The organism is Streptomyces sp. NPDC051133 (assembly GCF_040682635.1).
In the GTDB taxonomy this organism is placed as follows: Bacteria; Actinomycetota; Actinomycetes; order Streptomycetales; family Streptomycetaceae; genus Streptomyces.
Genome location: NZ_JBFBBK010000040.1, coordinates 22,100 through 34,935, shown reverse-complemented (window position 1 = coordinate 34,935; position 12,836 = coordinate 22,100). Strand labels below are relative to the sequence as shown.

Annotated in this window: 9 protein-coding genes and 1 pseudogene; 4 read left to right on the top strand and 6 right to left on the bottom strand. The window is 74.2% G+C overall.

What is annotated here, in order from left to right; genetic code table 11:
• Positions 1-34: 34 nt before the first annotated feature.
• The 3 genes and pseudogenes from AB0N17_RS32645 to AB0N17_RS32635 all read right to left on the bottom strand — a co-directional run bounded on the left by AB0N17_RS32645 (position 35) and on the right by AB0N17_RS32635 (position 4,218).
• Positions 35-577 (bottom strand): nuclear transport factor 2 family protein, encoded by a 543-nt coding sequence (locus tag AB0N17_RS32645; protein WP_366015200.1) that lies wholly within the window; start codon positions 575-577, stop codon positions 35-37.
• Positions 578-780: 203 nt separating this feature from the next.
• Positions 781-1,638: pseudogene (folP, locus tag AB0N17_RS32640) on the bottom strand (dihydropteroate synthase); the annotation flags it as partial.
• Between the two features lie 765 nt (positions 1,639-2,403).
• Complete coding sequence (locus tag AB0N17_RS32635; RefSeq protein WP_366015199.1) at positions 2,404-4,218, bottom strand: phosphatidylglycerol lysyltransferase domain-containing protein; 1,815 nt, start codon at positions 4,216-4,218, stop codon at positions 2,404-2,406.
• Between the two features lie 228 nt (positions 4,219-4,446).
• Here AB0N17_RS32635 and AB0N17_RS32630 point away from each other — a divergent pair, with 228 nt between their 5' ends.
• Together AB0N17_RS32630 and AB0N17_RS32625 are read left to right on the top strand one after the other, a co-directional pair.
• Positions 4,447-5,574, top strand: coding sequence for an alpha/beta hydrolase-fold protein (locus tag AB0N17_RS32630; protein WP_366015197.1), 1,128 nt, complete (start codon positions 4,447-4,449; stop codon positions 5,572-5,574).
• 97 nt (positions 5,575-5,671) lie between these two features.
• Positions 5,672-7,120 (top strand): hypothetical protein, encoded by a 1,449-nt coding sequence (locus AB0N17_RS32625; protein WP_366015196.1) that lies wholly within the window; start codon positions 5,672-5,674, stop codon positions 7,118-7,120.
• 54 nt (positions 7,121-7,174) lie between these two features.
• On the opposite strand, the gene AB0N17_RS32620 is transcribed toward AB0N17_RS32625, so the two are convergent.
• Together AB0N17_RS32620 and AB0N17_RS32615 are read right to left on the bottom strand one after the other, a co-directional pair.
• Positions 7,175-8,482 (bottom strand): PH domain-containing protein, encoded by a 1,308-nt coding sequence (locus tag AB0N17_RS32620; protein WP_366015240.1) that lies wholly within the window; start codon positions 8,480-8,482, stop codon positions 7,175-7,177.
• A gap of 83 nt (positions 8,483-8,565) precedes the next feature.
• Positions 8,566-9,069: a PH domain-containing protein gene (locus tag AB0N17_RS32615; protein WP_366015195.1), complete on the bottom strand. Its 504-nt coding sequence runs from the start codon at positions 9,067-9,069 to the stop codon at positions 8,566-8,568.
• A gap of 31 nt (positions 9,070-9,100) precedes the next feature.
• Between AB0N17_RS32615 and AB0N17_RS32610 the strand changes: the two genes are divergently transcribed.
• On the top strand, positions 9,101-10,252 hold the full coding sequence (locus AB0N17_RS32610; RefSeq protein WP_366015194.1) for an NADH-quinone oxidoreductase subunit D: 1,152 nt from the start codon (positions 9,101-9,103) through the stop codon (positions 10,250-10,252).
• A gap of 8 nt (positions 10,253-10,260) precedes the next feature.
• Here the strand turns inward: AB0N17_RS32610 and AB0N17_RS32605 are convergent, their stop codons facing one another.
• Positions 10,261-11,406, bottom strand: coding sequence for an SAM-dependent methyltransferase (locus tag AB0N17_RS32605; protein WP_366015239.1), 1,146 nt, complete (start codon positions 11,404-11,406; stop codon positions 10,261-10,263).
• A gap of 223 nt (positions 11,407-11,629) precedes the next feature.
• On the opposite strand from AB0N17_RS32605, the gene AB0N17_RS32600 reads away from it, so the two are divergent.
• Entirely contained in the window at positions 11,630-12,835 is a 1,206-nt protein-coding gene (locus AB0N17_RS32600) for a sensor histidine kinase (protein ID WP_366015193.1), read from the top strand.
• Position 12,836 lies beyond the last annotated feature (1 nt).

The window sequence follows — 12,836 nt, the reverse complement described above, 5'->3', positions numbered from 1 at the left end:
ACCACTTCTCCGTGCCTGCGGGGCGCCTGCCCGCTCAGGCGAGGGGGCCGTCGTCCGGGTTCACGCCGTTCACGCCGCTGTCGCCGTCGCCGTTGTCGGTGTCGTCGCTCTCGGCGAGGACGGGGGAGGCGTGGTGGGACCAGAGTTTCCAGCCGGAGGGCGTGCGCCGGAAGACGTTCGTGGCGACGACGAGCTGGCCGACGAGGGGGCCGAGCTCCTCGCCGCCCTCGGGGGCGGGGCCGCCGCTGAGGATGTTCTCGGTGCAGGTCACGAGCGCGGTGTCGCCGGTGACGGAGACGTGTACGTCGGTGAGGAAGAACTGGATGTAGTCGGTGTTGGCCATGATCAGCGCGTACGACCTGAGGACCTCGCCGCGGCCGGTGAGCACCGGCCAGCCGGGGTGCACGCAGGAGATCACGCCGGTGTCCGCCGGGTCGTGGTACTGCTCGTCCACGCCCAGGTCGGCCGGGGTGAGCCAGAGGGAGGAGACCTCGTCGAAGTCGCCGCGTTCGAGTGCCTCGTAGAAGGCGGTGTTGGCGGCCTCCACCTGCTCGACGTCGGTATGGGGGGCGCTCACCGGGCTTCTTCCGCCCCATGCCCGCCATCGGCCTCCGGCGCACGCCCCGCACCGCCCGCTGCGGCTTCGCTTCCCGCGCCCGGCGTGCGGCCCGCATCCTGCGCCTGAGGCGAGCTTCCCGCGCCCGGCGTGCGGCCGGCGTTCCGCGCCTCGCCCTCACCCTCCGCGCGCGTCCTTTCGTCCCCCGGCACCGGGCCCGCGGCCCGTGCCCCCTCCACGGCGCGGGCCACGCGTACCGCGTCCGCGGTGGCGCGTACCTCGTGCACGCGCACCGCCCATGCGCCGGCGTGCGCGGCGAGGGCGGAGACGGCGGCCGTGGCGGCGTCGCGCTCCCGGGCCGGCGGGGGTGCGCCTTCGGGGCCGGCGAGGACGCGGCCGAGGAACCGTTTGCGGGAGGCGGCCACGAGCATGGGGTGGCCGAGGGCGCGCAGGCGGTCGAGGTGGGCGAGGAGGACGAGGTCGTGCTCGGCCTCCTTGGAGAAGCCGAGGCCGGGGTCGACGACGATGCGGTCGGGGGCGATGCCGCCCGCCAGAACGGCCTCCACGCGCGCGTGCAGCTCGTCCACGACTTCGGTGACGACGTCCTCGTAGGTCCCCTTGACGTTGCCGCCCTGGAGGAAGCCGCGCCAGTGCATGACGACGAACGGGGCGCCCGCGGCGGCGACCACCGGGATCATCGCGGGGTCGGCGAGGCCGCCGCTGACGTCGTTGACGAGGGCGGCGCCGGCCGCGAGGGACTGCTCGGCGACGGAGGCGCGCATGGTGTCGACGGAGACGACGACGCCTTCTGAGGCCAGGCCGCGCACGACGGGGATGACGCGCCGCAGTTCCTCGGCCTCGTCCACGCGGGTGGCGCCGGGCCGGGTGGATTCGCCGCCGACGTCGACCAGGTCCGCGCCCTGGGCGACCAGATCCAGGCCGTGCTTGACGGCGATGGTCGTGTCGAACCAGCGGCCCCCGTCGGAGAAGGAATCGGGGGTCACGTTCACGACCCCCATGACCGCGCACCGGTCCCATGCCGGAAGGCCCGTCACTCGGCCGCGCCCGCTGAGGTTGTTCATACGTTCAGCGTAGGCCCCGCGGGACGGCGGGATCGCGCCGCGGCCCGGGCTCAGGCCCTGTGCGGAAGGGGCTGGAACGCCCACCCCGGGCCCGTCCGTCCCCGCACCACCCGCTCCCGCGCCCGATGCTGTGCCTGGTCCCACGGCCACTCCCGCGCCTAGTCCCGCAGTCGGTCCCGTGCCTGATTGTGCGCCTGGTCCCGCGACCGCTCCCGCGCCTGAGGCTGCGCCCGGTCCCGCGGCCGCTCCCGTGCCTGATGCTGGTCCCCCGGCCGGTATGGCGCTCGGCCTCGGGCTCACTCCGCGCCCGGGGCCCCGGGCCCGGTCCCGCGACCGCTCCCGCGCCTGAGGCTGCGCCTGGTCCTGCGACCGCTCCCGTGCCCGATGCTGCGCTTGGTCCCACGGCCAATCCCGGTCCCTCGCGCGCCACGCGCACGCCGACCGCCTGCGCCCGCACCTTCGCCGGGTTGGTCAGCGGGCCGAGCAGCGCCTGATTTTGCGGCTGGCCCCGCGGCCGGTCCGGCGCCCGGCCCCGGGCTCGCTCCGCGCCCGGGGCCCCGGGCCCGGTCCCGCGACCGCTCCCGCGCCTGGCCGGTCTCGCGCCTGATGCTGCGCCTGGCCCCGTGGCTACTCCGCGCCTGGTCCCGGGCTACTCCGTGCCCGGCCCCCGGCCCACCGGCTCACTGCGCCCCCGGCCCCGGGCCCACTCCGCGCCCCGTGCCGGGCCAACTCCGCGCCCGGCCCCGCGCTCGATGGCCGCGAGGTTCAGGCGGCGCGGACGTCCCGTTCGGCCATCGCGTGCGCGCAGGGGCGCTCGGCGGCCGTGCGGCGCAGGCGCAGGAAGCGCGGCAGCGGCAGGGCGAGGTTGACGAAGCCTTCGGCCTGCATGGTGGCGAAGCCGATGCGCGGCAGGTCGGTGGTGGCGCGGTAGACGATGAAGCGCGGCTCCCAGCGCGGCTGGAACTTGGCGTTGAACTTGTACAGCGACTCGATCTGGAACCAGCGGGAGAGGAAGACCAGCAGTCCGCGCCAGGCGCGCAGCACCGGTCCGGCGCCGATCTTCTCCCCGCGCGCGAGGGCGGAGCGGAACATGGCGAAGTTCAGCGAGACCCGGGTGATGCCGAACTTCGGGGCGGCCTGCAGGGCGGCCACGATCAGCAGTTCGTTCATGCCGGGGTCGGCGGCGCGGTCGCGGCGCATGAGGTCCAGGGAAGCGCCGTCCGTGCCCCACGGCACGAAGTGCAGGATCGCCTTCAGGTCGCCGTACTCGCCGGGCTCGTCGTCCTGTTTGTGCGCGGTGGCGATCAGGCAGTCGCCGTCGGCGGGGTCGCCGACGCGGCCGAGCGCCATGGAGAAGCCGCGCTCGGTGTCGGTGCCGCGCCAGTCCTCCGCCGCCCGGCGGATCCGCTCCAGCTCGGCCTCGCCGAGGTCACGGATGCGCCGGACCCGGGTTTCGTAGCCGGCCCGCTCGATGCGCTTGACCATCTGGCGCACGTTGCGCATCGCGCGTCCGGCGAGTGAGAAATCCGCGACGTCCACCACCGCCTCGTCACCCAGTTCCAGGGCGTCCAGGCCGGTCTCGCGGGTCCACACCTCGCCGCCGGTCTCCGAGCAGCCGACGACCGCCGGCGTCCAGGAGTGTGCCTTGGCCTCGTCCATGAAGCGCTCGATGGCGCCGGGCCAGGCCTCGACGTCGCCGATCGGGTCGCCGCTGGCGAGCATCACGCCGGAGATGACGCGGTAGGTGACGGCGGCCTTGCCGCTGGGGGAGAAGACGACGGCCTTGTCGCGGCGGAGCGCGAAGTGGCCGAGGGAGTCGCGGCGTCCGTGCTTCTCCAGCAGCGCCCGCAGCTGCGACTCGTCGTCCGCGGTGAGGCGTGCGGCCGGGTGCTCGGGGCGGAAGGCCAGGTAGATGGTGGTGACGGCGGTGATCCAGCCGAGGGCGCCGAGGGAGAAGGCGACGGTCCAGGAGGTGTTGCCCTGGTAGTCGACCGGGCCCTCGAAGCCGAACAGGCCGTAGACGACGTGCGTCAGCCGGTCGGCCAGGCTCGGGTCACCGATCGTGCGGTGCGGGTGGACGTTGACGATGACGAGTCCGAGCATCAGCGAACCGGCGCTCATCAGGACGAAGTTGGCGAGCGCGCGCCACCTGCTGCGCGGGTCGGGCAGCGCCGCGAACTCGCTTCGGTGACGTAGCAGCGGGACGAGCAGCACGACCGCTATGGCCACGCCGACGAGCGAGTGCCGGTAGGCGAACTGCGCCGCCGCACCCGCCGGCAGCAGCGCGACCGCGGCACGCCACGCCCGGCGCTTGCGCCGTTTGAGCCCGTGCGCGAGCAGCAGCAACAGCACGCCCGCGCTCAGCGACAGGGCTGCGGCGAAGGGCCCGAACGACCCCGGCAGCACCTCGGCGATGGCGTGCATACGGCTGTGCCGGAAGCGCGGGAACACCCCCGCGGCGATGTCCAGTGCGCCCACGATGGCGGCCGCCCTGCTGACCAGAGTGGGGACGGCCTCGGGACGCGGGCCGCGCAGTATGCGCCGCGCCCGGCTTGATCGGCTCGGAACCCCGCCCGACATTTCCCCATCTATCCTGACAGACATCGCATCCCGTAGTTCTGCGAGAGACCTTGAACCCGGGCCCGATCGGGCATCCGGCGACATTGCGCCCTCTAGGACGGTGTCTTGGGGAGAGAGGTTCACTCCCCACCGGAAAGTCGGGTCAAAGGCCAAGGAAAGCCCCGGGCAAGCCCTCGCAACGAACATGTGGGCGCCGGCCGGGCGGAAAGCGCAGGCAGGTAACAGCCCATGGGTCTCACGAGCAACAAAGTGCTGGTGCTGGCGGTCGTGTTCGCTGTCGTGCTGTTCGTCGGCACGGTGTGGTGGTGGCCGCGCCTGGCCCGGCAGAGCTGGCGGTCCGTCAGCGCACGGATCGGCCTGATGCTGGCCACCCAGCTGGCGCTCGTCGCCTCCCTCGGGCTCGCCGCCAACCAGGCCTTCGGCTTCTACGCCAGCTGGGCCGACCTGTTCGGCAGGGAGACCGACCAGGGAGTCGTCGTCGACCACGCGGCCGACGGCCGCACCGGCGGCCCGCTGCAGGTCCTCTCCTCGTCCGGGGTGCCGGGTGGACGCGCCACGGACCCGCGGACGGGCGGGCAGATACAGAAGGTCGACATCGTCGGCCGCAGAAGTCACATCGCCACACCCGCGTTCGTCTACCTGCCGCCGGAGTACTTTCAGCCGCAGTACCGCACCCGTACGTTCCCGGCGGCCGTCGTGCTGACCGGCTACCCGGGCACGGCGCAGGCCCTGGTGGACAAGCTGCACTACCCGCGTACGGCGCAGCAGCTGGCCAAGGACGGGCGGATGCAGCCGATGATCCTGGTGATGATGCGCCCGACCGTGGCGCCGCCGCGGGACACCGAGTGCGTGGACGTCCCGGGCGGACCGAAGGCGGAGACGTTCTTCGCCAAGGACCTGCCCGAGGCGGTCCTCGCGCACTACCGGGTCGGCAAGCGGCCGGGCAGCTGGGGTGTCGTCGGCGACTCCACGGGCGGCTACTGCGCGCTGAAGATCGCCATGCACCATCCCAACGTGTACGCGGCGGGCGCGGGTCTCTCGCCGTACTACAAGGCGCCGATCGACCCCACCACCGGTGACCTCTTCCGGGGCGACAAGGCCCTGCGCAACCGTGCCGACCTGTGGTGGCTCCTCAAGCACGAGGCGGCGCCGGACACCTCGCTGCTGGTCACCAGCAGCAAGGTCGGCGAGCACAACTACAAGGACACGCTGAGGTTCATCGCGCGTGTGCAGGCCACGAACCTGACCCGGATCTCGTCGATCATCCTGGACAGCGGCGGGCACAACTTCAACACCTGGCGGCGCGAGATCCCGGCGACGCTGCAGTGGCTGAGCGGGCGGCTCACCGACCGCTGACCGCCCCGGTCGCCTGACGCCCCGTGAGGCCGGGGTCCGGCCGGATTTTTACGGGGTGGAGGTCCGCGATTCGCCTACGCGCGGTAAGTTTCTGGCCATGCCACGTGGACGCCACCGCCATTCCCCGCCTCTGCACCGGCTGTTGCCTCCGTCGGCGATCGCCGGTGTGTCCGTCGTCTGCGCGCTGGGTCCCTGGGCGTTCTCCGGGGCCACGGTGTTGCGGGTGCTCGCTTCCGCCGCCGCGGTCACGGCGGTCGTCGGCGCGTTCGTGATGCGCCGCTGGGACGCGCAGGCGGGCAAGCAGGTCGCCGAACTCACGCGCGCGCGTGCCAGCGACGAGTGGCGCTTCGAGGAGCGGGTCGCCGAACTGGAGACCGACCTGGAGGAGTCCCGCGAGCTGCGCACCAAGCTGGAGAAGCGGCTGCGCGCCAAGCGGGCGGAGCTGGCCGGCCTGCGCAACGAGCACGCGGCCCTGCTGCGCCGGTACGCCACGGCGGAGACCGAGCGCGCGAGTGCCCTGGAGGGGCGCCGGCTGCTGGAGATCGAGGCGGGCACGCCCTCGTCCCTGCCCGCACTGCCGCCCGCGCGGAGCGCCGAGCCGGAGCCCGGGACGGAGCCCGGCCCGGCGCAGGGGACCGAGGCCGACCGGGCGACCGATGCCGCCCCCGAAGCGGCCTCCGGGGACGAGCCGAAGGCGTTCGCGGTGTTCTCGCCCGAGGGGTCCCGGCTCTACCTGCGGGCCCTGACCGCCCTGGCCGGGTTCGCCCGGGAGACACCGACCGAGACCGAGACCGAGACCGAGCGGGCCGAGGCGCCGTGCGCGGACGCCCCGGTCGCCGAGGCGGAGACCGCAGACGCGGAGACCGCGGAGACCGCGGAGACGGAGACCACCGAGCCCGAGGCGGCGGAGGCACTCTCCTCCGAGCCCGAGCCCGAGGCCGCCGACCCGGAAGCCGGCGCGGCGGAGACGGCCGTGGCCGAGACGGCCGAGACCGAGACGGCCGGGGGCGACTCCGTCGCCAAAGGAGAACGCGCCGCCGAGGGCGTGAAGGAAGGCGCCGGTCCCGCCCCGAGCGAGGCCGGTGCGCCGGACGCCCGGCAGGACGAGGCGCAGGACCGGCCGACGGCGGACGACGGGCACGCGCGCGCGGCCGCCGCCCCGACGGCTCCCGACGGGCCCGCCCCGTCCGCCCGGCCGGCCCACGTGTCCCAGCCCGCGGCACAGCAGCCCGCCGGGCACTTCACGGTGCCGACCGCCGTGGCCGTCGTACCGGCCACGCCCGTGCGTCGCCCCGTCGTCGAGGGTGGTTTCGACTTCTTCGGCACGCAGAAGGACGCCCCGGAGGCCGCGCTCGAGTCCGTGCAGAACGAGGACCTCGCCGACGTCGTCGGCCAGGAGGCCCTCGCCGTGCACAAGGCGGAGTCCGAGGCCGCCTACAAGCCCGCCGACGCGCGGTCCCGCGAGGTCGGCCAGATCATCGACCTGACCGCGCACGACGAAACCGAGCAGATCGACGTCCAGGGGCTGCGCAGCGCGGCGTCCTGAACCGACGGCACGACAAAGAGCCCGGCCTTCCCGCAAGGGGGGGCCGGGCTTGTGTCATCGCGTCGTCATCCAGCGGTCCGGCCGGGCGTCCCGGCGGCCCGTACGGGACCGCTCCGCCTGCGCGTGCAGGAGCCGTACGGCCTCCTCGGCGTCCCGCAGACGGGCCGTCACGGTCTTGCCGGCGCCGGTGTCCACATGGACGTCGGCGAGCCCCCAGAGGCGCCCCCAGGGCCCCTGGGTGAGCCGCACGCTCTGCACCTTGGCGTGCGGGACCAGCGAGAGCCTGCGGCGCAGCAGGCCGTGCCGGGTGGCGAAGGCCGTGTCAGTGACCGCGAGCCGGTGCCCGCGCCACCGCACCGGCACGCACCAGCGGGCCCGTCGCGGCGGCCGTGACAGTTCCCGGGGCACCGTCACCCCGGGCAGCACGCGCGCGACGACCGACTCGGCGACCGCGCGCGGGGCGACCGGGACCAGCACCGAGTTCGCCGACCCGGCCACGTCCAGCTCCACCCGTACCCAGCGGCGCCGCCTCCACAGCAGCGGCTCCACGACGTGCACGGTCTGCACCCGGCCGGGCGGCACGGTCTCGTGGGCACGGTCGAGCAGCCCGTGGTCGATGCGCAGCCCGTCCGGGGACTCGCTCACCGTCCAGTCGTACTCGGTGACGAACCGCCCCGCGCTGCTCGCACCGGCCGTGCCGAGCAGCGGTACGGCGGCGGCGAGGACCGTCCACAGGTTGTGGGTGGTGAACCACAGCACGGGCGGCACGACGAGCGCGGCGCACAGCGAGCCCCAGGTGGCACCCGTCAGCGCCAGGGAGAGCGCGAGCGCCCGCGGGGGCACGTGCAGCAGTTCCCGCGCCGGTGCCTCGCCGACCTCGCGCGCCGTCTCGGGCGCGAAGCCCGCCGCGCGCGCGAGCAGCTCCGCACGCAGGTCGCTCGCCTCCCGTTCGCCCAGGAAGGCCAGTTCGTCCTTGTCGTCGGCGCCGACGACGTCGATCCGCAGTTTCGCGACGCCCGCCACGCGCGCGAGGAGCGGCCGGGAGACGTCGACGGCCTGGATGCGTTCCAGCCGGATGTGCGCGGTGCGCCGGAACAGCAGTCCGGTGCGGATGCGCAGTTCGGTGTCGGTGACCGCGAAGTGCGTGTACCACCAGGACAGGAAGCCGTAGAGCCCGGCGAGCGGCACCAGGACGGCGAGTCCCAGCAGCAGCATGGTGGTGGTCAGCCGCGTCAGCTGCTCCTGCGCGCCGTTCGGGTCGTGCGCCGCCCAGCCGGCGAGTACGGCGACCGGCGCCCACGCCCGGCGGAAGGGCGTGACCGGGTGCAGCCGGCGCTCGGCCACGGGCGGACGCCCCGGTATACCGCCGTCCGCGCCCTCGCCCGTGCTCGCGTCGGTGCCGTCGTCGGTGCCGTCGTCGGTTCCGTCGGCGCGGTGCGGGGGCGTCACAGGCCGGCCGATCGGGCCTCGCCCAGCTCGGTGAGCCGGTCGCGCAGCCGCTCCGCCTCGGCCGGGTCCAGGCCGGGGATGGTCGCGTCCGTCGCGGCGGCCGCCGTGTGCAACTGGACGGTGGCCAGCCCGAAGCGCCGCTCCACCGGCCCGGAGGTGACCTCCACCAGCTGCATCCGCCCGTACGGCACCACGGTCTCCTCGCGCCACAGCACACCGCGGCTGATCAGCAGGTCGTCGGCGCGCTCGGCGTACCGCCACGAGCGCCAGTTGCGGCCGAGCAGCGCCCAGCACCACGCGGCGAACGCCACGGGCAGCAGGGCGCAGGCCGCCCACACCGGCCCCACGAGCAGGCCGGGCAGCAGCCCCGCGGCGGCCGCGAGCACCCCCGTCCACACCACCAGCAGCAGCCGGCGCATCCGCAGCAGACCCGGCGGCAGCCCCCGCCACACCGGCTCGCCCCCCGGTATCCCCGCCCCTTCGGGGCTCCCCGTCTCCATGCGCCCAGCGTACGTAGGGGAAACTGGGGCCATGACTCCTACGACGGAGACCACGGTCGGGATCGGCGGCGCCGCGGAGAGCACCGACATGGTGCTCAACATCGGCCCCCAGCACCCGTCCACGCACGGCGTGCTGCGGCTCAGGCTCGTGCTGGACGGGGAGCGCATCGTGCACGCGGAGCCGGTGATCGGCTACATGCACCGGGGCGCCGAGAAGCTCTTCGAGGCGCGCGACTACCGGCAGATCATCATGCTCGCCAACCGCCACGACTGGCTGTCGGCGTTCTCGAACGAGCTGGGCGTGGTCCTCGCCGTGGAGCGGATGCTCGGCATGGAGGTGCCCGAGCGGGCGGTGTGGACGCGCACGCTGCTCGCCGAGCTGAACCGGGTGCTGAACCACCTGATGTTCCTCGGCTCCTATCCGCTGGAGCTGGGCGGGATCACCCCGGTGTTCTACGCGTTCCGGGAGCGCGAGGTGCTCCAGAACGTCATGGAGGAGGTCTCCGGCGGGCGCATGCACTACATGTTCAACCGCGTCGGCGGCCTCAAGGAGGACCTGCCGGCCGGGTGGGCCGCACGCGCGCGTGCCGCCGTCGCCGCCGTGCGTTCGCGCATGGACGTCTTCGACGACCTGGTGCTCGGCAACGAGATCTTCCGGGGGCGCACCCGCGGGGTGGGGGCGCTCGCGCCCGAGACCGTGCACGCCTACGGCGTGAGCGGGCCCATCGCGCGTGCCTCGGGAGTCGACTTCGACCTGCGCCGCGACGAGCCGTACCTGGCCTACGGCGAGCTGCAGGACACGCTGAAGGTCGTCACCCGGAGCGAGGGCGACTGCCTGGCCCGCTTCGAGTGCCTGCTGGAGCAGACGCACAACGCGCTCGACCTCGCCGACGCCTGCCTGGACCGGATGGCGCAGCTGCCGCCGGGGCCGATCAACCAGCGGCTGCCGAAGGTGCTGAAGGCGCCCGAGGGGCACACGTACGCGTGGACCGAGAACCCGCTCGGCATCAACGGCTACTACCTGGTCAGCAAGGGCGACAAGACCCCTTACCGGCTGAAGCTGCGGTCGGCGTCGTACAACAACATCCAGGCCCTCACCGAGCTGCTGCCGGGCACGCTGGTGGCGGACATGGTGGCGATCCTGGGCTCGCTGTTCTTCGTGGTCGGTGACATCGACAAGTAGGCCGGCGATCACTCCGGGGGCAGCGGGTCCGCGATTCCCACGGTCTGGAGCAGCCAGCCGAAGTCGCCGAGGCCGCCCGGCGCGGTGAGTTCGGCTGCCTCACCGGCACCCGCGAGGGCGCGCACGTAGGCGGCGGGGTCGGTCGAGGCCAGCGCGAGCGGGGGGCGTACGCCGGTGATCTCCAGGGCGTGCAGAGCGGCGCGCTGGGTGATCAGGCGCGCGCCGGGGAGTGCGCGCGCGCCGGGAGGAGGCGTGCTCGCGGTGCCGGCGGGCGTGCGCCCCGCGTCGGGCGGCGTGTCCGTCGTGCGGCCGGCAGCGGCCGCGAGCGCCGGGGGGCCGGAGGGCGCGTGCGGGGTGGTGCCGGGAGGCGTGTGCGTCGCGGGGCCGGGAGGCGTGTTCGTCGCGGAGCCGGGGGGCCTGTGCCCTGCGAGGGCCGTCGCGCAGGCGTCCAGGGCGACGTGTGACGTGATGTCGCACGAGCCGTCCGGCACGGGTGCCGTCTCACGGCCCTCCCGGAAGCCGGTGAGCGTGCCGAACGGGGGCCGGGTGTCCAGCGTGTGGGCGTAGTCCACGGCCACCGCGAGCCCCCGTGCCAGCCTGTCCACCGCCGACGCCCACGCCCGGTCCCGGGGCAGCCCGATCTCCGCCCGCAGCCCCTCCTCGGCCGGCAGCGGCCACCAGCGGGCGAGCCAGTCCGCCTCCGCGCCCGCCACGGGCTCCCCGAGCCGCTCCGAGCCGTCCGCCGCGACGAGCACCAGCCGGGGCACGCCCGCGCCGTCCACCTCCGCCACGTCCACCGGCACGTTGTCCAGCCACTCGTTGGCGAACAGCAGCCCCGTGACCGTGTCCGGGGGCGCGCTCGACCAGGTGATCCGTTCGTCCAGGCCGGCCGGGCGGTCGGCGATCTCCACGGCGTACGCACGCGCGCGTGCCGCCACGTCGGCGGGCAGGGCGGCGAGCACGCCGGTGACCAGTTCGCCCCGTCCGGCCCCCATGTCGACGAAGTCCAGCACCGCGGGCCGCCCCAGCGCCTCGTCGACCCGGCACAGCAGCCGCGCCACGGCCCGCGCGAACAGCGGTGACGCGTGCACGGACGTACGGAAGTGACCGGCCGGCCCCTCGGGGCGCCGGTAGAAGCCGCCGGGCCCGTACAGCGCGGCCTCGGTGGCCTCGCGCCAGCCGAGCCGGCCGTGTCCGCCGGGCCGCTCCCGCCCGCCGCCGGGTGCCGGTTCCGCTTCCCGCGCCGTCTCATCCGTCACCGCAACAGACTAGGCGCACAGATGATCACTTCCTCCACCTTGCGGAGTACACGCGCCGGGCGCGGATCGGCCCTCCGGTTGACCCCTGCACGCATCCCGTTTACCTACTCTGGGTTACGTGCAGCGCCTCTATGACTTCCTCCGCCGCCACCCGACCTGGGTCGACACCTTCTGGGCCGTCGTCCTGCTCGGGTTGTCGAGCCTGAGCGTGGTCAATCTCAACGGGGTGCCGCGCCACCACGGAACGCTCCCCGCGGGGATGGCCGTGTCCGTCGTCCTGTGCGCCGTCGTCGCGCTGCGCCGCCGTTTCCCGGAGGCGATGCTGCTGCTCGCCGTCGGGACCGGGATGGCCCAGCTGGTGCTGGACGTCGAGACCACCGTCGCCGACTTCGCCATGCTGGTGATCACCTACACGGTCGCGGCGGTCGGCGCGCGCTGGGCCTCCCGGCTCGCGCTCGCCGTCAGCCTCTGTGCGGCGGCCCTGGCGCAGATCCGCTGGCCGGCCGAGCAGTCCGGCTTCCTCGGGCAGATCGCCATAGCGGTGTTCCAGACGGTGCCCTTCGCGCTCGCCTGGGTGCTCGGCGACTCCATGCGCACCCGGCGCGCCTACTTCGCCCAGCTGGAGGAGCGTGCCGCCCGCCTGGAGAAGGAGCGGGAGGCGCAGTCGAAGGTCGCGGTGGCCGCCGAGCGCGCCCGGATAGCGCGCGAACTGCACGACGTCGTCGCGCACAACGTGTCGGTGATGGTGGTGCAGGCCGACGGCGCCGCCTATGTCCTCGACGCCGCCCCCGACCAGGCCAAGAAGGCCCTGGAGACGATCTCCTCCACCGGCCGGCAGGCCCTCGCCGAGATGCGCCGCCTGCTGGGGGTGCTGCGCACCGGGGAGCACCAGGAGAGCGGTGAGTACGTCCCGCAGCCGGACGTCGAGCAGATCGACGACCTCATCGAGCAGTGCCGCACCTCCGGCCTGCCCGTCGACTTCAAGGTCGAGGGCACCCCGCGCCCGCTGCCCAGCGGCGTGGAGCTGACCGCCTACCGGATCGTGCAGGAGGCGCTCACCAACACGCGTAAGCACGGCGGCCCCAACGCGGGCGCCAGCGTCCGGCTGGTCTACTTCGACGACGGGCTCGGCCTGCTCGTGGAGGACGACGGCAAGGGCGCCCCGCACGAGCTGTACGAGGAGGGCGGCGCGGACGGTCAGGGCCACGGTCTGATCGGCATGCGCGAGCGGGTCGGCATGGTCGGCGGCACCCTGGACGCCGGGCCGCGCCCGGGCGGAGGATTCCGCATCAGTGTCCTGCTGCCGCTCAAACCGGCGCACTGAC

What these genes read in the sequence shown, in the direction of transcription:
- AB0N17_RS32635 (WP_366015199.1), bottom strand. Translation starts at nt 4,218, where the DNA reads ATGTCGGGCGGGGTTCCGAGCCGATCAAGCCGGGCGCGGCGCATACTG.
- AB0N17_RS32630 (WP_366015197.1), top strand. Translation starts at nt 4,447, where the DNA reads ATGGGTCTCACGAGCAACAAAGTGCTGGTGCTGGCGGTCGTGTTCGCT.
- AB0N17_RS32625 (WP_366015196.1), top strand. Translation starts at nt 5,672, where the DNA reads ATGCCACGTGGACGCCACCGCCATTCCCCGCCTCTGCACCGGCTGTTG.
- AB0N17_RS32615 (WP_366015195.1), bottom strand. Translation starts at nt 9,069, where the DNA reads ATGGAGACGGGGAGCCCCGAAGGGGCGGGGATACCGGGGGGCGAGCCG.
- AB0N17_RS32610 (WP_366015194.1), top strand. Translation starts at nt 9,101, where the DNA reads ATGACTCCTACGACGGAGACCACGGTCGGGATCGGCGGCGCCGCGGAG.